Here is a 21,767-nt window from a genome sequence, read left to right as displayed (position 1 = left end):
GAAAAGCCGGGTGCACATCGTGTATCCGGCTTTTTATTTGGTATCTACTTTATTTTAGTGCAGATGCGTAGTTGTAGATTTGTAAGACGTTATCGATGTCGTTAAAATCGATCTTATTGTCATCGGCATATTTCTTTAGTTCATTTTTATAGTTCGGAAAGGCTTTGAGGAATTGCTTTTCGTTGATGAAGCGGTATTGTTTTCCCTTACGTTCTATCCGGAAGATCTTGTCGATGCGGGTCAGGATCAATTTTTCCGTTTCCAGTTTATGCATGGTGCTGCCTGACTGGAACGACGAATAACTGTCGACAGCCGATGTTTCCGAACGGCCGCCGTAGCCAACTTGTTTCCCTTCCCATTTTAATGAACCTCTGTACTGTACGAAAATAGGCGGATCTTTCTGTAACACCTCAGTTGCCCCGTCTTTAGTCGGGAGGAATATTCTTTCCCCGATTTTAATCGTTGCAACCATGTCCGGCTCAGAGAACTCTTTGATGTTATTTTTGTCGTATTTATCCCGGAATAAAAATTTCTTGATCAAGAGACTGTAATTTAGCGGAACATTGAATACCCGCCCGTCTTTGTAGTACACATGCCCGTTTTCGAAATGCTGCAACAGGAATTGTGTGCTATCGATCTGAGCGACAATGCCGGATGGCATGATACAGATCAGGCAAAATAGTAGAATCCGTTTCATAAATAGTCTATTAGGTGGTTGCTGATACATTTGTTTCCTGCTGTAAATATAAACTATTTATGATTTACTCGTATGAAAAGTGGTATATTTTTAGGCATAAAAGAGGCTGATAAGGAGTTTGTTCATATCCTTATCAGTCTTTTCTTTTTTTAGTTCATTAGAATGTCTGCCTTCCGGCCCAGTCGATATACTGGTAAACGGAAGAGATGAATCCGATACAAAGAATGGCAATACAGCAAAACATCAGTGTGGCTGTCATTACCTTTGTCCTGCCGACACATAACTGTTCTTCAGGTGTATCGATAAAGATGTATTTGATAATACGCAGATAGTTGTAAAGCGAAAGTACCAGGTTGATTCCTGCAAAAATAATCAGGATATACATCCGGTCACCCATGGCGGAGGCCAGCAGGAACAGTTTCCCGAAGAACCCGGAAGTGGGAGGTACACCTGCCAGCGAAAGCAGACTGACACCCATCATCAAAGCCAGGAACGGATTTGTGCGGTAGAAGCCTTTGAATGAATTCAAATCTTCTTTGCCTGTCGCATCGGCAACGGCTCCGAGTACACCGAAGAAACAGATGTTACTCAGTACATAGATCAGCATGAAGTAGAGGGTGGAATCGAGCCCCAGGATACTGTTACCCGTAATACCCACCAATACGAATCCGATCTGTGAGATGGAGGAGAACCCCAGCAAACGCTTCAGGTTTTGCTGGCGCATGGCGAACAAGTTACCGACTGTCATACTCAGGATGGCTACGACCGATATGATCTCAAGCCATTCGCCGGACAAATGCTGAAATACCGTCATCAGGATGGATACGAAAACAAAAACGATAGAACACTTGGATACGACTGACAGATAACTGGTGACAGCCATCGGCGCACCTTCGTACACATCGGCTGCCCATAAATGGAAAGGGACTGCCGACATCTTAAAAAAGAAGCCGCCCATCATAAAGGCAAAAGCCAGCAGTGTCAGCAGATCGGGGGTCAGGTTCGCCTGTAAATAGTCGAAACTAAGGTTTCCGTAAGCTCCATACAGCAAGGATATACCGAACAAAAGCATTCCTGTAGAGAAGGCGGAAGAAAGAATGAACTTAATACCTGCCTCCGACGAACGCCGTTCATGCTTATTGAAATTTGCCAGGGCAGCGATAGGAATGGTTGAAATCTCTATTCCCAGATACAGCATCAGTACGTGGCCGCTCGACAATGTAATAAAGCCTCCTAACAAGCTGCTAAGCATCAAGATATAAAATTCGATACTGATCTCTGCATGTTTGTAAAGCCAGCGTGAGGCCAGCAAAGGGATCAGTAGAACACCCAGGTTAAGGATCGTTTTTTCTAATTCGATCAGGTCGTTGGTCCGGAAGAACCCATTAAACAATGTCGCTGTCGGGATATGCAGGAAGCTTGCTGCAAAATTAATGAACAGGAGAATATTGACCGTCCAAAGCAGTTGTTTGCACGATTTATCCGCATCCATCAGTTTCATGACCAACAGAAGAAAGATCAGGACACATACTATCAGTTCAAATCGTAATATGGTGAAGAGTTCGGTACTCATAATCTTTTGTTTTATAAGTTAATATTGAAAAGCCTGTGTCAGTAACCGCTGAGCAATAACAAGACTGTCACTGTCGATCAAACGAATCACCCAAAAAGGACATGTTCCGATCAGGAAGATAGCAGCTATCAACAAGACTGATGCGAGTCTCTCTGAGGGGGTTGCATCTGTCATGCTTTTGACTGCCTTATTGCGTACTTCTCCCCAGATAACCGAGCCTACTGCCCGCAGAATATATACGGCCGTAATCACGATAGATGAGCAGGCTATTAAAGTTGCAATCCGGTAGAAAATCCCAGCCCGTTCCCAGGAACCGACAAAGATCGTCATCTCGGAAACGAAACCGCTCATCCCCGGCAACCCCAGTGAGCAGAGTCCGGCGATCAGGAAGGCGGAACCGATGAACGGAGCTTGATAAAGCACTCCTCCCAATTCGCTGATCTGCCGGGTATGTGTACGTTGGTAGATCATACCGATCACACCGAAGAAGAGGGCTGTCATTACTCCATGTGAAACCATTTGCATCACTGCTCCCGTGATAGCTGTGCGGGTAAGCATTGCAATACCTAAGATGACAAATCCGCAGTGGCTGACAGACGAGAAAGCATTCATATACTTCAGGTCTTTTTGTTTTAAGGTAACGATAGCCCCGTATAGGATAGCGGTTGAAGCGAGGATGATAAATATCCATGATAATTCGTCGGCTGCTTCGGGAAACAGGAAGGTGGCTACCCGCAGACATCCGTATCCTCCCAACTTCATAGAAACACCGGCCAGAAACATAGAGGCGGCAGTTGGTGCCGACGAGTGACCGTCCGGAGCCCAGGAATGGAAAGGAAAGAGAGCTGTGAATACACCGAAGCCAATAAAGGTCAATAGGTACAACGGCCGTTGGTAATATACAGGAAGATGCGTCTGAGCCAGCTCTTGTAAATTCCAGGTGAAATGGCCGGAGACATCCCCGTTGAAGAAGTAGAGCATGACAATGCCGATAAAGACCAGTGCCGAACCTCCCATCAGCATCAGTGCCAGTTTCATGGCATTCTTTTCGTGTGCACCTGATCCCCAGATACCGATGAGCAGGTATTTCGGGATAACAGCGATCTCCAGGAAGAAGAAAAGCATGAACAAGTCTGTTGCTATAAAGAAGCCATAAGCTCCGAACCCCAGCAGCGTAAGTAAGACATAAAACTCTTTGGATTGTTCCCGGATGTTTCCGGAGACCAGAATGCCGCTGAACACTACCAATGCAGTAAGTAATATCATCAACAACGAGATCCCGTCGATCCCGTAGCTGAAGTTGATGTTCAGCGGTTCGAACCAGTTGAACGAGTCGGTAAAGAGTAACCCGCTTATATTGCCTGCCGTCATTTTCTCCTGTATGAAGCAATAGGCCAGAAAGATTGTATAGAGTAACTGTATGGCTCCACCGGCCATAGCTATCTTTCGGACTGTCTGTTGCCCTCTGGCGAGGAATAACAGGACGAGCGTAATACCGGGTATAAGTAAAAGTATCGTTAGTAAGTCCATCTTATCAAATATATTGAATGATTAGTAATATGGCCATTAAGAGAACCCCTCCAAGAAAGAAGAAGGCGTATGTCTGAATACGGCCGGATTGCATCCGTTTAATCAGCACACTGAAAGAGTAGCTTCCTTCCGCCAATCCGTTAAGAGTTCCCTGTATGATATGAGTGTCTATAAAAGAGAACAGGCCTCCGAATCCTTTATCCATCACTTGTTTGGCGAAGAACAAGTACACGGTATCTATATAAAACTTATGGTAAGCCCATTGATAAAAGCCTCCCAGACTCTTTGCAAACATTGTCGGTCTGTCATTGCGTACGGCATAGAATGAGGCTGCTGTCAGAATCCCGATCAGCGCAGCAGATACGGGTAAAAGACTCGATAGAACGCTTACATGTAATTTATATGGCATTCCGTCGGCACTAACCAATTCTCCGAAAGGAATATATCCTGCAAATACAGTGCCGATGGTCAGTACGATCAGCGGTAAAGCCATTTGCCAGGGTTCATGTGCTTTTTCATCCGTTGCTTTCTTATTGAAGAAGACAAGAAAATAGATGCGAAACATATAGAAAGCAGTCAGTCCGCTGGTGAGCAGAGCGACAACATATAATACCGGATGACTTGTCCATGTCGCTGCCAGAATAGCTTCTTTACTGAAGAAACCGGACAGGAACGGACATCCGGAGATAGACAAAGCCGCCAGTAGAAAAGCGATATGTGTAATGGGCAGGCTCCTTCGCAATCCTCCCATATCTTCCAGTTTTCCCGAATGTACGATGTGGATAATAACTCCGGCGCAGAGGAAAAGAGCAGCTTTGAAGAATGCATGCGTAAATAAATGGAACATCGAAGCCGTATATCCTTCGGCTGCCTCTTTGCTCCATCCGGCAACCCCCAGCGCCAGTAACATGTAGGCAATCTGTGAGATCGTAGAATAGGCCAGCACTTTCTTTAATTCGGTCTGTGTACAGGCTATTATTGCGGCAAACAAAGCTGTAAAAGCACTGAGTATGGCTATCACTTCCAGTGCTGCCGGAGCCGAAATAGCATAAACCGGGAACAACCGTGCCACCAGGAAGACACCGGCAACGACCATCGTAGCTGCATGGATCAGGGCACTGACAGGGGTAGGACCCTCCATGGCATCCGGTAGCCATACATGCAATGGGAAGATTGCCGATTTACCCGCACCTCCGGCGAAGACAAGCAGCAGTGCCCATGTCAATGTAGAAAAGCCGAGAAAGGAACTGTCTGTAAAAGCTGCCAGGTAAGATGATCCCGGATCGGTGAGCCGACTGATAATCTGTTCAATATCGAACGAACCGGCTCCCGTACCCAGCATCAGGATGCCGATCAGAAATCCAAGGTCGGCAAAACGGGTGACGATAAAAGCCTTTTTCGCAGCTGCAATAGCGGCAGGCAGTTTGAAATAAAATCCGATCAACAGAAAGGAAGAAACACCGACCAATTCCCAGAAAAAGTAAATCTGGAAGATGTTGAATGCCATCACCAATCCCAGCATGGAGAAGGTGAACAGTTGCAGGTAAGCAAAATAACTCCCTAATCTTTCTTCTCCCTTCATGTAGCCGGTACTGTAAAGGTGGACAAGCAGCGACACGGTCGAGATAACAATCAGCATCATTGCAATGATTGGTGTCAGGGTTATGCCCATATTGATCGAAAGCGTATCGGTGAAAGGCAGCCATTCGAAATCTATCAGGCGGCAAGGTTGGTAAATACCTGCCTGTTTGCCGAATTCGAAGAAATAGCCATAAGCCACTACCCACGACAATAACGCGGTCAGTACCAGTAACAGGGTAGCCAGTATGCCGGCCCCACGTGGAGTGAACCGTTTACCGGTCAGCGACAAGGTGATAAACCCGGCCAGAGGCAGTAAAAGGATTAATCCTGTATATAGTTCATAATTATTCATATCGGTCAGTATTTCATTGTCGTTGTATCATCGATGTCTATGGTCTTGAACTTCCGGTAGAGATTGATAATGATCGCTATTGAAAGCGATACCTCTGCGGCGGCAACTATAATAATGAAAAGCGTGAAGAATACGCCTTCCAGTTGTTCGGGATAAAGATATTTGTTGAATGCCACGAAGTTTATGTTCACACTGTTCAGGATCAATTCAGTCGACATCAGTACGGTGATCAGGTTCCGGCGGGCAAAGAAACCGTAAGCTCCCAGGAAAAAGAGTGCCGAACTCAGTATCAGTATATGTGAAAGAGGTATTTGTTCCATAATCTTATTTCTTTTTATTACTTTGTGCAATTACAATACTACCGATCAGGGCAGCCAGCAATAAGACGCTGATTATCTCGAACGGATAGATGTACCCGTATTCATTCAGGTTGAACAACTGATGTCCGATCTCATGGATATCCAGCACCTTCGAAGAGATCGTCTCCGACCGGAACGGATGATGCAGCAACACCCATAACACCAGCATAAAACCACTGAAAGGTAGAAACAGTGCCCAGAACAGCCGCCGGGGAATGGGTAGCGGTAATTTCGCTCCTGTATTGTGGGTAAGGAAGATGGAGAAGATGATAAGCACCACAATTCCTCCCACATAGATCATGATCTGAAGGGCTGCCACAAAATTCATCTCCATCATTATGTACAATCCCGCAATTCCTATCAGACAGAGAAGCAGGAAGACTGCCGACCGGAAAATGCTCCGGCTGAATACACAGAGGGCACCCAGTGTGAGTATCCCTGCTGAAAGTACGTAAAATAGAATTGCTTCGGCATTCATATTTGTTCCTCCTTTCTATTGGCGGGCAGATGACGTTCGTTGAGGAGCTTCACCAGTTTCCGCTTGTCATATTCACTGTTTTCAAAATGATTGGTCATCTCGAGTGCACCGAAGTTACAGGAGTCTACGCACTGGCCGCAGAAAGTGCAACGCCCCAGGTCGTAGATATATTCACTGAGAACGCGTTTGCTTTTCCCTTCCGGTGTAGTCACTTTCTCCACTTTGATTTGGATCGTATCGTTGGGACAGGCGGTTTGGCAAAGGGTACAGGCAGTACATTTCAGTTCGCCGTTCTCATCCTCTATCAGATGAAGCTCCGCTTCGAAACGTTCCGGGATATAGAGCGTCGTTTCCCGGTTTTCGGGATACTGCTGTGTCAGTATCCGGGCAGGATGCACCATACTGCTGAATGTACGGAACATTCCTTTACCGAGCGACCCCATAGCCGCACCGATGGAATAGATATAATTAATGCATTTATTCATTTTCAATACTCCTTTTTCCATTATAAATACCATTCAAATACTGCAACGGTAGCAGCAATAAGTACATTGACAATGCTGATGGGCAGCAGGTATTTCCATTCCAGGCGAAGCAACTGGTCGATACGGATACGTGGAAAGGTCCAACGGAACCACATGATCAGGAACACCACAAAGAATACTTTGCCGAAGAACCAGATAAATCCCGGAATATAATCCATTATTGCATTGAAGCCGTCGAGTCCGGGAAGGTAGAGCGGTTGCCAGCCTCCGAAGAATACCGTTGCAGCCATCATAGAGGCGATCAGCATATTGGTATATTCCGAAAGAAAGAACATGGCAAACTGCATACCCGAATATTCGGTATGAAATCCGGCTGTCAGTTCCTGTTCGGCTTCTGCCAGGTCAAAGGGGGCACGGTTCAGCTCGGCTGTTGAGGCGATAATAAATATCATGAAAGAGATGATTGCTGGAATATGTCCTTTGTAAATCCACCATCCGTCAGCTTGCGAATTGATGATCTCGAGGATGGACAGTGAACCGCTCATGGCAATAACGGCAATCAGTGACATACCGACAGAGAGTTCGTAACTCACGATCTGTGCACCGCTACGCATAGCTCCTAACAGCGAATATTTATTGTTGCTGGCCCATCCTGCCATCATCACTCCGATCACACTGATCGATGAAACGGCGGTGACATAAAGTACCCCGATATTGATATCCCACAGTTGTAATCCTGGCGAATAGGAAAAGGGAACCAGTGCCAGAAAGCTGGTGGTCAGTACGATGAAGGGCGCCAGGGCAAAGAGGAATTTATCAGCCTTGAACGGGGTGACGCATTCTTTCAGAAGCAACTTCAACACGTCGGCGATTGCCTGTACGGAACCGCACCAACCCACACGCATCGGTCCGAGGCGCAGCTGCATGAAACCGGCAATTTTTCGTTCGGCGTAGATCATCAGAATAACCAGGACAACGATCATTACGATAAGGGCGACGGCTGCAAGGATTAACTCGACAGTCAAGGCCCAGCCCGGCGACAGATAGTCGGACAATGTTTGCCCGATCCATTGGGTAAAACCTGTAAAATCTATTTGTAAACTTGTCATTTCTTTTTGTTTTTATCTGTCAATATCAGGTATTATCAGGTCGAGTGTCGACATGATCGCCACAAGATCTCCCACTTTCGAACCGATCGACAAAGGTTTGAGTGCCGTCAGATTGCTGAAGTTCGGTGTCCGGAATTTCACACGCCAGGGTTTGGCTGAGCCGTCGGCAACAATATATACACCCAATTCACCGCGTGCAGTCTCTACCCGGTGGTAGTATTCTCCTTCGGGAAGTTTCAGCATTCCTTTGGGTTTATTGCGGAAAGAACCTTCGGGGATATGGTCGATCAGCTGTTCGATAATGGAGATAGACTCTTTCATCTCTTCCATCCGGACCATGTACCGGTTCATGCAATCTCCCCCGGAGAAAAGGATCTCTTTGAACTCTACCTGATCGTAAACATCATAAGGTGCCTGTTTGCGGACATCGCATGAAATACCGGAGCCTCTTGCAACCGGGCCTGTGCAACCCAGTGAAACGGCAAGTTCCGGAGTCAGTATACCGACACCTTCCAGGCGTTTACGGAAGATGATATTGCCCGTAAGCAATTCGCCGTATTCATGTTCATGTTTTTTCAGGGAGGCAAGTACCTCTTTTACCTTGTGTACGAAATCCGGATGTAAATCCTGCATAACACCGCCCGGAGTAATATAATTCATCGTCAACCGGTTGCCCCCTGTCTCCTCAAAGATTTCGAGTATCATTTCCCGTTCTCGGAATGCATAGAAAAAGGGAGAAACGGCTCCCATATCCAATCCCATGCAGCCCCACCAGAGCAAATGCGAGGCGAGACGTTGTAATTCCGCCATGATAACCCTGATCACCTGCGCACGCTCGGGAACTTCAAGGCCGGCTCCTTTCTCGATACAGAGAGCGCATGCCTGATTGTTCATGTGGGCTGAGAGATAGTCCATCCGACTCGTCAGATAGATAAATTGCTTGTATCCCAACGACTCGCACATCTTTTCGATGCCCCTGTGAATATAACCCGGATACGGGTCCATATTCAGGATCGTTTCACCATCCAGTTGGGTACGCAAGCGAAGTACTCCGTGTGTGGACGGGTGTTGCGGGCCAATGTTTATGATGAAACCTTCCGATTCGTCAGGTGTTATTTCCATATATTTTTCCATGATTAATACCTATTAAGTCGTGTAGCTTACAAATCGAGCGTGTTCACAAAATCTTTACGTAATGGATATCCCTCGAACTCTTCATCCAGGAATAACCTGCGTAGATGCGGATGATTATCGAAACGGATACCGAACAGGTCGTATATCTCGTCTTCGAATAATTCTGCAGCCTGCCATAACTCATAGAGTGAGGGAAGGAGAGGAGTCTCTTCCCGCTCCACGTGTGTTTTCAGGATCATTTCATGTCCTTTACCTACTGCACGCAGGTGACAGACCAGTTCAAAATATTCGCTACGGTCTGTTACTGTTTCGCAAACCAGCTGATTAAAACCAAATGTCTGGTCCTCTTTCAGCAGATGGGCGGTATCCATAAGCTCCTCTTTAGCGATTATCAGAGCTGGAAGCCCGAAACTTTCTCCTATATCTTTCCCCTGGAAACGGTTGGAGAGTAATGTTGTCAGTTTTTCTTTATTCATAACTCTGGTTCGTCTTTAGGTTTCTCTATTACATACGCTTTCTGCAATTTGATTTTTTGCTGCAACGCCATCATTCCCTGTAACAAGGCTTCCGGCCGGGGCGGGCAGCCCGGAATATAGACATCTACCGGGACAATCTTGTCTACGCCCCGTACGACTGTGTAGCTATCTTTGGCAAATGGGCCGCCGGTAATCGTACAGGCTCCCATAGCGATCACGTATTTGGGTTCCGGTATCTGGTCGTACAAACGGCGTAGTACCGGAGCCATCTTGCTCGTGATTGTACCGGCTACAATGATCAGGTCGGCCTGTCGTGGGGTGGCACGCGCCACTTCAAAACCGAAACGCGACCAGTCGTATTTGGCGGATGCTGCACTCATCATTTCAATAGCGCAACAGCTGGTTCCAAAAGTCAACGGCCAGAGTGAATTACTACGGGCCCATCCGGCAATTTTGTCTATGGTCGTAACCAGGACATTCCGTCCCAGGTTTTCGCGGAACTCTTCCGGTATCTCGGGTAAAAACTCTTTTTTCATTTCCATTGCAATGCCTTCTTTTTAAATGCGTAAAGCAATCCCATGAAGAGGAACAGCATAAAAAAGATAATCTCGACCAGTGCCGGGACACCTACTTCTTTCAGTGTGACGGCCCAGGGATAAAGGAATACCATTTCCACATCGAAGATGAGGAAGGATAATGAAAAGAGGTAATAACCTACGTTAAACTGCCCCCAGGATGTTCCTTCCGTGGGAAGTCCGCACTCGTATGCCTCTCCTTTGACCGGGTTTCTGCGTTTCGTTGACACCAGTTTGCCCATACCTATCGCCAGACCGGCAAAGCCAATGCCGGCGAACAGCATTAGTAAAATTGATATAGCTCCCATATCTGTTATGAATTAATTAAAAGGTAGATAACCTTTGCCGGATGAAGATGTCACTTCCGGCAATAGCAATTTGTGCCTTTCCTGTCTACAGGAATAGCTTATAAGATATCAGTAAGAATAGATTTAAATGATAATCCTTCGCAGTTCGTAGATAAAATGTGCGAAGCGGTAATGAAGGGACGATGCGTCGATAATCTGTAATGTCGATATTAACTCACTGGTACGCTGGCGTAGATTGAACTCTTTCAGAAACCGATCCGAATACGATTTGTTTTCCAGCCGGAGTGAATTATTGGAGTTGCTTCTTTCGCGTGACAGCTTGGATAGAATGTGTATATAGTTACAGTTCTCTGCCAGGTCGAATATTAGCTCATGTTGCTGTTGTAAGGCTCTGTCTTTAATCGTTTTCTCGGCAGAACTTAATTGTACGTTTCCGTGGCGGATACATGTTTCTATGCTTGTCGCATCTTGAGTACCCATCAGTATCAAGCTGAAAAAAACAAGTATAGATAATAATCCTTTCATCTGATAAAACGTCTGTTTATTTAAATTGGCACGCAAAGGTGTAAAAGGTTGACAAGATGACAAAACATTTTGTCTTAAATTATATAATAAGAACCATATTTGTGTATCATTTGTTTCTGCAAAACGGTTGTTATGTCTTAAAAAATAAAGGCTGCTCCCAATACGGAAGCAGCCTTTTTATATGTAGGTTGTAAACTTAATTACTTAACCAAGCTAGCGAATTCGCTGTTAGTTGCATATTTTGCAAATTCCAGGTCGATAGCAGCTTCTTTAGCCAAAGCTCTGTCAGCAGCGATAGCAGCCTTCAGGTTGCTTACAACGCCGTTAGCGTCGTTTGTACGAGCAGCTACAACAGCTTTCAGATAAGAAGTGATTGCGTCAGGATTAGCAACAGCGTTCAGAGTCTGAGATGCTTTGCTGTAATCTTTTACCAAGATCTGAGCCAATGCAGCGTTGTTAGTCTTAACAGAACCGAAAGAGTTAACAGCCTTAGCCCATTCGCCTTGTTCCAGGTAAAGAACACCCAGAGCTTCGCCTAATTCAGCTACGCCTGCTGCGTTACCGAACAATTGCTGAGCTTTAGCCTGGTCACCCTTAGTCAGAGCGATAAGACCTAAGTTCATGTTAGCTTCGTTGTTAGCCTTAACAGAGTTAGATTTGTTGAACATCTGTTCAGCCTTAGCCAGGTCACCAGCCTTGAATGCCATCATACCGATGTTGTTCCAAGTGCGGTAGCAGTTAGGATACAGTTCAGAAGCTTTAGTATAGATTGTCATCTTTTCAGCATCGTTGTTAGTCAGAGTAGCAGCATACAGAATTTCTTCGATGTTCAGTTCAGAAGGATTGCTCTTAGCCAATGCGCTGATTTCGTCGTCAGACTTACCGATGATTTCGATGTTAGCAGTCAAACGAGAACGACGTAACTGAGGTAAGATAGTTTCTGCCAGATCAGAATATACAGCAGAGATGTTTTTGATTTCTTTTTCTCTTGTTTCAGGATCCTGGTACATAGAGATAACTCTTAATACGAGGTCTTTATCCTGCAGGTTGGAAGCAGATACCAATTCTTTGAAGCCTTCCCAGTCCTGAGCAGTGTAACGTGCGTCAACCGGAGCATCCACTTTCATTTTCTTCAATTCTTTAGCCAGATATTTAGAAGTATTACCTTCACGTCTTTCAGCCAAACCTGTATTCAGTTTAACACCACCATCAGGAGATGCATAAGCAGAAATTTCGATTGCTACGTTCTGGTTAGGAGCTTCGTCTGCATTTTTAACCAAGTCTTTCCAGTCTGCGATAGCAGTAGAGTTCAGTTCTTTTGAACGAAGTTCAGCCTGCTGGATCAAGAACATGATGTTAGCATCGTGAGCTTCTTTGATAATACGCTGGAATTTGTCAGCAGCGATAGCAGCAGTTGCAGTAGCAGCGTCAGCCAGTTCAGAAGTTGCGATTACACCTTCACCGATCTTTACGTCCGGCAATTTAACTGTTTTGTTTTTGATCTTTGCATCGAAAGTCAGATACAATTCTGATTTCTTCATTTCAGGTTTGTAAGTGAAAGCAGATTTCATGGTTACGTTAGCACCTTCTTTCTGCGGGATAACCTGATTGTTACCTTTTACTTTCTCACCTTGATAAGTGTAAGAAGTTCCCCATGCTTCACCACCGGCATAGCGAAGAACCGGAGTTACTGTTACAGTTGCTTTCTTGTTGAACCATTTTGCAGGGAAAGTAGCGTTGATAGTCACGGGTACTTTGCCTCCGATAGCCTCTAGCGGCTGCGGCTCAGCTTTGATGTACTCTTCAGCTAGCGGTTTCAACTTGTTTGAACAAGAAGAAAGGGTTAAAATTGCTGCCATTACAAAGAATGACAATAAAAACTTTTTGTTCATAATTTGATGTAAGTTTAAAATGTTACTATGTTTATATATTCACTTTCAATTGTCCCTTAGCCATCAAAGTGCAAAACTAAAGCATTTTTTTGTTATGAATAGCAAAGATACGATAAAATCTTTCTAATTAATACTTATTAATGAATCCGTGCCTCTTTTTTCCTTAAAAAGGATATAAAATGCAGGATTTACGGACGTTCTAATGATGCTTGTCCGACTGTATTTTAGTTAAAATTTCAAGTTTCATTTCTCTTTGTCTATCTTGACATGCTTCGTCTGTCGTTCACTTATTGTGTATTTTTGATTAAAATAATATCTTTTGCGTAAAACCCGTCTCGCCGTAGGTGATTTGTATCAGATAAATACCTGATGTGGCACCTGCTACCGGGATCGTATTTTGTCCGCTGCGGACAATCCCGCTTTGTAATGTATTTCCGTTCATGGATATGATGGAATATCGGGCTTCACGGATTGTGGCAGGTAGCAGGATATGGACTGTTTCGGATGCCGTTTCCGTGAATATGCGAATTGGGTTGTTGTTGTCGATAGGTGTGTTGGCTGAAGCCGTATTGTATTGGATGACGGGATCGATGAACAGGGAAGTGCTCATGGGAGAGGCCGGATGGGCGGATGCCTCTATCCATTGCCCTTTGTAGTTGATCCACGTAGTGTTTTTGCTTGTTTCTCCTTTCGGGAGATTATATGCCGAGAAAGAGGTGGCGGCAGTTGCTGTCTTGATCTTATATCCGATAAAGAAATCGCCGGATACATCTACCGGTTCGGAAAACGTGATGAACGTCTCCTGATCACGGTTCAATGGCTTAATGGAATCGATAAAATCGATGTTGTTATTGGTGGTTACGAACGACGGTTTGAATGATTCGGTATGTAGCAATGTTTCCGGTTTGCCGGAGCCACCGTAAACAGTAATTTCTACATCTATCTCTTTGTCTTTGCTTATAGCCGGATTCACGATATATGTACCGTATATTTTCGCCTCTCCGGTTATTTTGTAAGCTTCAGCGAACTCGTTCATGTTCAGCGAATTGTTTCCGAAGGCCGGACCCGTTCCGGGAGAGGGGAGGGGCGTCGCTTCTACATTTTCCGCTTTTCCGCTTTCTTTGACATTGCTCAGACGGATGCAAGGGGTGACACTGTAAGGGTCGAGTCCTTTACAGGTTCGTGCAGTGTTTGTTCCTGCCTGGTCGAGCCATGCTTTCAGTTGTTTATCTGCGTCCGGCGAGACGTCCCAGCTTTGGCTTAAAGCGAAATAGAAATCGTCATAAGGTGACGGACAACTGGATATACCTCCTGAAAGTCCCCCGATAATTTGGTTGTTGTTATCAAACAAGCCGGAGCCGGAGGAACCCGGGCGTGTGCAGCCGTCGGTCCATTCTTTTATGTGCCAGTGCCCGTTCTTTATAAAATTATCTGTATATGGATAGGTCGTTAACTCGACTTGATCGGTCGTGTTGAGCCGTTTTACAGAACCATCCGGGTGATGGATTCCGACATAGGGGGCAGAACCTTGATCTTTTGCATTCCAACCGGCATAATAAGGTTGATAATAAACCGGCGGAATTTCCGTCAGTTCCAGTAAGGCCATGTCGGTGTTTTCGTTGGTCGCCCTGAAATGAGTCGAAGCCATCGACATTTCTTCTGTGCCTCTCATAACAGGATCGCAAAGTGGACTTTCGTAATTAAAGAATGTAACGATATTACCCGCTATCATTTCATAATCAGGATTTTTGATCGAGAACTGATCGTTCAGGCAATGTGATGCCGTTAACAGATAGGGTTTTCCGTCATTCGATGTGTTATTAATTAAAGTACCCGAACAGGCATTTTGTCCATTGACGATGATCAGTACGGAGCTACGGCCTATTTCGTTGTATTTGTCCGTATTGTTTTGGAAGCATGCCAATGGTTTTATGCACCAATGATAAATAGGGCTGTGCCCGATAGGTTCATGTCCTCTGAGGTTGCGGTAATCATGATTTATCTCACCTACTTTCAATCTGCCGTGAAACGGAACATTGGCAGGTTCCTGATATTCGATGATCAGTTCGTCGCCCTGGACCGGTGAGACGGGGAGTCTGCCTAACTCGGAGTTGTTCAGATGGTTGAAAGCGCCTAATATATGTGTCTGGTCCGGGTTATACAAGAAAAGCTGGGCGCCTTCCGGAATTTCGTATTCGGAGAATAGGACATTGATCGAGTAGGCTCCTGCCGACCGTATGCCTAACCGCCATACCCGCGTGCCGTCAGCTTGCGTGAACCAGTTTCCTGAATTCTCCGGGGTAAAATCTGTCATGAATTTGTAAGCGAAATGGAATCCGCTACGCAGGTCGCTTTCATTCAGTGAGTCGATTCGTAATTGTTCAGCAACGTCGAAAGGAGGCATCTCTTTGAACTGGCTTCCCGAACGGGTACTGAGTGTCGCAAACGGAAGAGGTTTGCCTCCGTGGCTGACCTGCCCTGCCAATTGGTTAGATGACAATATACACAGGATGAAAAGTGTGACTAGCTTTTTCATATACGTGCAAATATATGTTTTTCTTTTAACTAATTAATTGTTTCCGGTGAACAAATTTGTGAAAGCACTCCCGTATTTCGTGATTTTTATCTAAGTTTGCCAAGCGAAAAAGAATGATTCTGAAATTGTAAAACCAATATTACATAATTAAATAATAAAGATATGGCAACACCTCCTTTTAAGTATCAGGCACCGTTCCCACTCGGACCGGATACGACAGAGTATTATCTGCTTACAAAAGAGTATGTATCGGTATCCGAGTTTGAAGGACAACCGATGCTGAAAATTGCAAAAGAGGGACTTACAGCGATGGCTAACGCTGCTTTCCGTGACGTGGCTTTCATGCTTCGTCCTGAGCACAACGAACAGGTGGCTAAGATCCTGAGCGATCCGGAAGCCAGCGACAACGACAAGTTCGTGGCACTGACTTTTCTGCGTAATGCGGAAGTATCTGCAAAAGGTCAGCTCCCTTTCTGTCAGGATACCGGTACGGCTATTATCCACGGTGAAAAAGGCCAACATGTATGGACAGGATATTGCGATGAAGAAGCGCTTTCTCTAGGTGTTTACAAAACGTATACGGAGGAAAACCTGCGTTATTCACAGAATGCTCCTTTAAATATGTACGACGAGGTAAATACGAAATGTAACTTACCTGCACAGATCGACATCGAAGCTACCGAAGGTATGGAATATAAATTCCTTTGTGTCGCTAAGGGCGGTGGTTCTGCCAACAAGACTTATCTGTTCCAGGAAACGAAAGCGATCCTGAATCCGACGACCCTGGTTCCGTTCCTGGTAGAAAAAATGAAGACATTAGGTACGGCTGCTTGCCCTCCTTATCATATTGCGTTCGTTATCGGCGGTACTTCTGCTGAAAAGAATCTGCTAACAGTGAAGCTGGCTTCTACTCATTATTACGATAACCTGCCTACAAGCGGTAACGAAGGCGGACAGGCTTTCCGTGATATCGAATTGGAAAAAGAAGTATTAGAAGCTGCTCATAACATCGGTCTGGGAGCCCAGTTCGGTGGTAAGTATTATGCTCACGACGTTCGTATTGTTCGTTTGCCCCGTCATGGTGCTTCTTGCCCGGTAGGTATGGGTGTTTCCTGCTCTGCCGACCGTAACATCAAATGTAAGATTAATAAAGACGGTATCTGGATCGAAAAGATGGATTCAAATCCGGGTCGCCTGATCCCTGAAGAATTACGTAAAGCAGGTGAAGGTAATGCTGTAAAGATCAATCTGAACCAGCCGATGGCCGATATCCTGAAAGAACTGACTAAATATCCGGTTTCAACTCGTCTTTCTCTGAGCGGAACGATCGTTGTAGGTCGTGACATTGCTCATGCCAAATTGAAAGAGCGTATCGACAAGGGTGAAGGTCTGCCTCAATACATCAAAGATCATCCTATTTATTATGCAGGTCCTGCCAAGACTCCTGCCGGAATGGCTTCCGGTTCTTTCGGCCCGACAACTGCCGGTCGTATGGACTCGTACGTGGACTTGTTCCAGGATAATGGCGGTAGCATGATCATGATTGCCAAGGGTAATCGTAGCCAGCAAGTAACAGACGCTTGTAAGAAGCATGGTGGTTTCTATCTGGGAAGTATCGGTGGTCCGGCAGCTATCCTTGCACAGGAAAGCATCAAGAAAGTAGAATGTCTGGAATATCCGGAGTTGGGAATGGAGGCAATCTGGAAGATCGAAGTGGAAGACTTCCCTGCATTTATCCTGGTTGACGATAAAGGCAACGATTTCTTCAAACAACTGAAGCCGCGTTGTTCTTGCAGTAAATAAGACTAATTCATTATAAGAGGTGAAAGCTGCTCCATTCTGTGGGGCAGCTTTTTCCATGCAGATGAATTGCTGTTGCCATTCGATTTCTTAAATCAACTGAAGACGTATTGTTCTTGTATGAGTCTGTCTTCTCCACAGATACTTTATTTTGTATTTAGTCTTCGGACTCTAAGTATTTAGAGGGTGACACTCCAAACTGTCCGGCAAAATGTTTCCGGAGTGTACGTGTATCACTATAACCGACCATTTCTGCTATCTCCTGAATAGAGTATTTCTTCTCCATGATAAGCTCCGCCGCCTTACTCATACGCACCCTGCGGATTATCTCGATAGCTGCCAGTTCGCTATGCTGTTTTATCTTTCTGTATAAAGTAGGCTGACTCATATTTAGCCGGTCTGCCAGTATCTTCACGTTAAAATCTTCATTCGAAAGATTTACTTCTATCACATTGATAACCTGTTGCATAAAATCATCGGGTTTCTCTTCTTCTCCTGCTTCCTCAGCTTGCTTTTGCTTTAACATAAGAGTCTTAGTGTAGATACGTTTCAGTCGCTCCCGTTGTAAGATAAGGTTTTCGACCTTTGATTTCAATATTTCCGGGTTGAACGGTTTCATCATGTAATCGTCTGCACCCATCTTTGTACCTTGCAGGATATCCGCATCTTCAGCTTTGGCAGTCAGCATTAGTAGAGGAATATGGGCAGTACAAGGCTGCTCACGTATTTCCCGACAGCAGGTAAAGCCATCTTTCACAGGCATCATGATGTCGGTTATGATAAGGTCGGGGAGGAGGCGGGTAGCAACCTGTATACCTTCCTCGCCGTCAGCGGCCTCATATACAGCATAGTCTTTGCGGAAAAGACTGCAGATGTAAGTGCGGATTTCCTTATTATCTTCCACTACAAGTAAGTTTCTCTTTTTTATATTCTTTTCTTCCTGAACGACAAGAGGTGCTACCGGTAAAGAAATTAGCGGTTCTTCTACAGTGGGAGGATTAACAAGTTGATATTTGTCTTCTGCGAAGTGGGTGTTCCCTTCGGGAATAAGCAACGTAAACTTACTCCCTTTGCCTGGGGTACTTGTCAATGTCACTGTTCCATGATGCAAATCCATTGTGTTTTTGACGATACGTAGTCCGATGCCTACTTTGGAGGAAAGTAGGGGGGTATTTTCACCGGTAATAAAAGAGTCGAATATACGTTCTTGCAACTCATAAGGAATACCTTTGCCACTATCTGAAACTATTACCCTGCAATACAGTTTACCGTCTACTTTTGTCTGGTCTATACGTAATGTAATGTTGCCCTTTGGAGGAGTATACTTGAATGCATTGGATAGTAAATTGCGTATTGCCGAAGTTATTTTCTCTATATCTATCCACAGGCACACTGGTTCGGATGGTAAATCTATTGTGTAATTAGACTCTTCGGCTTCTGCCAGCTGGCAGAAGCTATTAGCCTCCCGGGAGGCTAATTCAACTATATTAGCTTTTGATAAACTCAGTTTTACCATGCCTGCCTCGATTTTTTGCACGTAAAGCAAATGATCAACCAGTGTGTGTAGTGAGGAGCCGTTACGATACATGATCTGCAGTTTTTCAAACATGGCATCCGAAGATTTGAGGTTCTGTAACAACTCTTGTAAAGGGGATAGAATGAGGGTTAAAGGAGTACGCAGTTCGTGGGCAGCGTTGGTGAAGAAATTCTCTCGCTCCATGCGTATCTGTTTCTCTTTGTCGCGTGCTACAGTAGCCGTAAATACTTCGTGTTGTAACTGTAGTTCATATTCCAGTCTTTTCTGGCGTACCCTGATACGGTAAATGATCCTTAGTATGGCCAAACTTATAAGAACCAGGAGAATCAACTTGAATAAGAATGTCTCGCTCCAGTGAGGAAGGATAGTCACCTTGAGAGAGGTCATCTTTCCGATATGCTCATTGGGATAGAGACTTTGTATCTCGAAAGTATAGTCTCCTTTCCGTAAGTTGGCGTATGAAACTTTCCCTCCTCCGTTAGCTATCATCCATTCTTTTTGATACGGATAGAGACGGTAACGTAATTTTTGCCGTTCTTTTGAAAAAGAGAGGCTGCTGAAAGTGAGTGAGAAATCACGGTTGTCGTGGTTCAGTTCAATCTCTTTGGCATAAAACAGGCTGTTGTTCAAGATGACTTGTCCGTTTATCTTTTCTCCCATAGCCACGGTTTTGTTGCTTACTTCTAAAGTCGTAATAGCGGCTGTTTCGGAAAAGGAAAATACGTTTATATTGTCTGGATCGAAATAAGTCAGGCTCTTATTGTTTCCCCAAAACAAGTACTTCCCATACAGAAACGCTGAACGGTTACTCCCTGATATATAATAATGATAGAATAACTGTTGGTGGCGGCTATACCGGGAAATTCCCGAATTAGAGCCTATCCATATATCTCCTTTGGCATCTTCTGTGATACACCCGGTATGATTATTGCATAATCCGTTTTTCGTTGTGTAGAAGTTATGGATCGTGCCGTTTTCGGGGTTTATGATGGCGAATCCGGTTTCATAGCCGACATATAGCTGTCCATCGGAAGAAGCCAGGAGTGACTTGACGGAAGCATTATGCAACTTGAATGAGGTTCCATATTCCATTTCCATAGTTTTCTTTCCTGCGACATGGTCAACTATTTTACCTACGCCATGCTGCTCGGTACCAACCCACACGGTTCCATCTTTCGTTTCTGTAATGGCATGGACAGGAATTTCCAATTCTGTCAAAGTACCGGGTTGGGATTGTTTGCGTACTTCTATGTGTTGGCATTTTCCGGACGACGAGTTAAACAACAACAATCCTTTGTCTGTGCCTATCCAAAAATTGTTTTGCCGGTCTATATGAAGTGCCCAGATGGATGAACGATTGATGGTAACCTCCATGTCTAAAGGGTGCACTTTAAAGGTTCCATGTTTATCATAGACAGTCAGTGTCCCGTCTTTATTGCCGAACCAGATATTCCCCTCTGCGTCTTTCATCGTACATAAGACAGTCTCTTTCTTTCTGACTTCCTCACTACCGGCAGTTACGAATTTGAAAGAGGAGCTCGAATGGAAAGGGTGGGTACTCTTCATAATACCTTTGTGAAAAGTTGCCAGCCACACATATCCATCATCGTCGACCTGTATACTACAAATTTCATTATGCCTGTCTTGGTGATACTGGTTGAAGTATTGCAACCTTAAGTCGGAATATATAACTCCGCCTCCGTTTGTTCCTATCCATAAAACTCCTTGCGAATCGTAAAAAGCACAAATCATACGGGTTTCGAGGTTCTGATTCACTAAGGATACATTATTATATATATGTGTAGTGAGTTCTTCCGAGATACCTTTGCCTGGATCCAGCAATGTATATCCGTTCCAGGTAACCGCTAGAAGCCTGTTATTGTTTAACTGAACGATTTCATAGACATCTGGATGCGACAATAGGTTTTTCTCGTCTTTTGCTTCATAGGAAATATGTTCTACGTGCCCCGAGTGTTTATGATAACAGATAATACCGTGGTCAATGGTAGTAATCCATATTCTGTTGCCTGCTTCTAAGATAGAACTGATAGAAAGAACCTTGGGACTGCCTAATGAAATCTGCTGAGTTACGGTCTTACTTTTCAAGTCATAGACAATAAGCTCTAAACGGCTGTTGGTCAGGTAAACTTTCGTACTGTCTTCCGACAGGGTGCAACGGGTAATGCCGTCTCTGTCCTTCACCAGCCCTCCCACTTTCTCTTCCATAGTCAGCTCAAGCGCAGTCACATGTCGTGCCTTATCCGTTCTCTCTTTTACGTTATACAAATAGAGATGCGTTGAACTGATAATCCGGCATTGGTTCGGATAGGCGGGTATAAACTGCAGCAATTTTCCTTTTTCCAGACCTCCTTCTATAGAGATGAATCGTTCGGTAGAGCGGTCGAAGGCATAGAGGGTCTGGTCGACTACCACTCCGAGACAATGCTCCGAAAGCTCGCCGATAGCAGAGACATTCATATAGGAAGTTAGTTGCATGGTAAAATTTTTGACGGACGAACCGTCGTAGCAGCTCAATCCGTTATCGGTACCGAACCACATAAAACCATTCTTGTCTTTATAAATGCAATTTACCTTATTGTCTCCTAATCCATCCTGCATGGTTAACAAATGAACATCGCGGTTTAGGAAAGCATGGCTATCTATACAATATATAAAACTGATGGATAAAAATAAAAGAGAGCTAATTAGAAAATGCTTCATAATATTTAGATTGTTCCGACAAAAGAAGCATATTTTCTTTATAAACCAAAAAATAAAGAAATAAAAAGCTTTATGAATTAAACATGCATATAAACTGAG

General features: G+C 44.7%; 17 protein-coding genes. 1 reads left to right on the top strand and 16 read right to left on the bottom strand.

The genetic code is table 11. The features are described 5' to 3' along the window. Positions 1 to 49: 49 nt before the first annotated feature. The 15 genes from IEY67_RS19760 to IEY67_RS19690 all read right to left on the bottom strand — a co-directional run bounded on the left by IEY67_RS19760 (position 50) and on the right by IEY67_RS19690 (position 15,610). Positions 50 to 697 (bottom strand): hypothetical protein, encoded by a 648-nt coding sequence (locus IEY67_RS19760; RefSeq protein WP_183671939.1) that lies wholly within the window; start codon positions 695 to 697, stop codon positions 50 to 52. Positions 698 to 854: 157 nt separating this feature from the next. Continuing rightward, positions 855 to 2,270 carry an NADH-quinone oxidoreductase subunit N gene (locus tag IEY67_RS19755; protein WP_122375566.1) on the bottom strand — a complete coding sequence of 472 codons (1,416 nt, stop codon included), beginning with the start codon at positions 2,268 to 2,270 and terminating at the stop codon, positions 855 to 857. An 18-nt stretch (positions 2,271 to 2,288) separates the two neighbouring features. Next, positions 2,289 to 3,800: a complex I subunit 4 family protein gene (locus tag IEY67_RS19750; protein ID WP_183671937.1), complete on the bottom strand. Its 1,512-nt coding sequence runs from the start codon at positions 3,798 to 3,800 to the stop codon at positions 2,289 to 2,291. 4 nt (positions 3,801 to 3,804) lie between these two features. Then, on the bottom strand, positions 3,805 to 5,733 hold the full coding sequence (gene nuoL, locus IEY67_RS19745) for an NADH-quinone oxidoreductase subunit L (protein WP_183671936.1): 1,929 nt from the start codon (positions 5,731 to 5,733) through the stop codon (positions 3,805 to 3,807). Positions 5,734 to 5,738: 5 nt separating this feature from the next. Beyond that, complete coding sequence (gene nuoK / locus IEY67_RS19740) at positions 5,739 to 6,053, bottom strand: NADH-quinone oxidoreductase subunit NuoK (protein WP_046150801.1); 315 nt, start codon at positions 6,051 to 6,053, stop codon at positions 5,739 to 5,741. Between the two features lie 4 nt (positions 6,054 to 6,057). Continuing rightward, positions 6,058 to 6,570, bottom strand: a complete 513-nt coding sequence (locus tag IEY67_RS19735; RefSeq protein WP_075559877.1) for an NADH-quinone oxidoreductase subunit J family protein — start codon at positions 6,568 to 6,570, stop codon at positions 6,058 to 6,060. Continuing rightward, a complete protein-coding gene (locus IEY67_RS19730) occupies positions 6,567 to 7,055 on the bottom strand; it encodes a 4Fe-4S dicluster domain-containing protein (RefSeq protein WP_075560243.1) in 489 nt (162 codons plus the stop codon). Before IEY67_RS19730 ends, IEY67_RS19735 begins: the two co-directional genes overlap by 4 nt. A gap of 20 nt (positions 7,056 to 7,075) precedes the next feature. Further along, positions 7,076 to 8,164 carry an NADH-quinone oxidoreductase subunit NuoH gene (gene nuoH / locus IEY67_RS19725; RefSeq protein WP_183671935.1) on the bottom strand — a complete coding sequence of 363 codons (1,089 nt, stop codon included), beginning with the start codon at positions 8,162 to 8,164 and terminating at the stop codon, positions 7,076 to 7,078. A 12-nt stretch (positions 8,165 to 8,176) separates the two neighbouring features. Then, positions 8,177 to 9,298, bottom strand: coding sequence for an NADH-quinone oxidoreductase subunit D (locus tag IEY67_RS19720; protein ID WP_183671934.1), 1,122 nt, complete (start codon positions 9,296 to 9,298; stop codon positions 8,177 to 8,179). A gap of 26 nt (positions 9,299 to 9,324) precedes the next feature. Then, complete coding sequence (locus IEY67_RS19715; protein ID WP_122375572.1) at positions 9,325 to 9,774, bottom strand: NADH-quinone oxidoreductase subunit C; 450 nt, start codon at positions 9,772 to 9,774, stop codon at positions 9,325 to 9,327. Continuing rightward, on the bottom strand, positions 9,771 to 10,316 hold the full coding sequence (locus IEY67_RS19710; protein ID WP_122375573.1) for an NADH-quinone oxidoreductase subunit B: 546 nt from the start codon (positions 10,314 to 10,316) through the stop codon (positions 9,771 to 9,773). The genes IEY67_RS19715 and IEY67_RS19710 overlap by 4 nt, the downstream gene beginning before the upstream one ends. Beyond that, the gene (locus IEY67_RS19705; RefSeq protein WP_122375574.1) at positions 10,307 to 10,657 is read right to left on the bottom strand and encodes an NADH-quinone oxidoreductase subunit A; all 351 of its coding nucleotides are present in this window, start codon (positions 10,655 to 10,657) and stop codon (positions 10,307 to 10,309) included. The genes IEY67_RS19710 and IEY67_RS19705 overlap by 10 nt, the downstream gene beginning before the upstream one ends. Positions 10,658 to 10,780: 123 nt before the next feature. Further along, positions 10,781 to 11,182 (bottom strand): hypothetical protein, encoded by a 402-nt coding sequence (locus tag IEY67_RS19700; protein ID WP_147382553.1) that lies wholly within the window; start codon positions 11,180 to 11,182, stop codon positions 10,781 to 10,783. Positions 11,183 to 11,382: 200 nt separating this feature from the next. Continuing rightward, positions 11,383 to 13,074 (bottom strand): tetratricopeptide repeat protein, encoded by a 1,692-nt coding sequence (locus tag IEY67_RS19695; protein WP_122356037.1) that lies wholly within the window; start codon positions 13,072 to 13,074, stop codon positions 11,383 to 11,385. 304 nt (positions 13,075 to 13,378) lie between these two features. Beyond that, positions 13,379 to 15,610: a trypsin-like peptidase domain-containing protein gene (locus tag IEY67_RS19690; RefSeq protein WP_183671933.1), complete on the bottom strand. Its 2,232-nt coding sequence runs from the start codon at positions 15,608 to 15,610 to the stop codon at positions 13,379 to 13,381. Between the two features lie 162 nt (positions 15,611 to 15,772). Between IEY67_RS19690 and IEY67_RS19685 the strand changes: the two genes are divergently transcribed. After that, the gene (locus IEY67_RS19685) at positions 15,773 to 17,413 is read left to right on the top strand and encodes a fumarate hydratase (RefSeq protein ID WP_122375577.1); all 1,641 of its coding nucleotides are present in this window, start codon (positions 15,773 to 15,775) and stop codon (positions 17,411 to 17,413) included. Positions 17,414 to 17,567: 154 nt separating this feature from the next. Here IEY67_RS19685 and IEY67_RS19680 read toward each other — a convergent pair whose 3' ends face one another. Beyond that, on the bottom strand, positions 17,568 to 21,668 hold the full coding sequence (locus IEY67_RS19680) for a two-component regulator propeller domain-containing protein (protein ID WP_183671932.1): 4,101 nt from the start codon (positions 21,666 to 21,668) through the stop codon (positions 17,568 to 17,570). Positions 21,669 to 21,767 lie beyond the last annotated feature (99 nt).

It is taken from the genome of Parabacteroides faecis (assembly GCF_014647375.1).
GTDB lineage: Bacteria > Bacteroidota > Bacteroidia > Bacteroidales > Tannerellaceae > Parabacteroides > Parabacteroides faecis.
The sequence above is the reverse complement of the archived record's forward strand: the minus strand, read 5'-3'. Positions and strand labels throughout refer to the sequence as shown.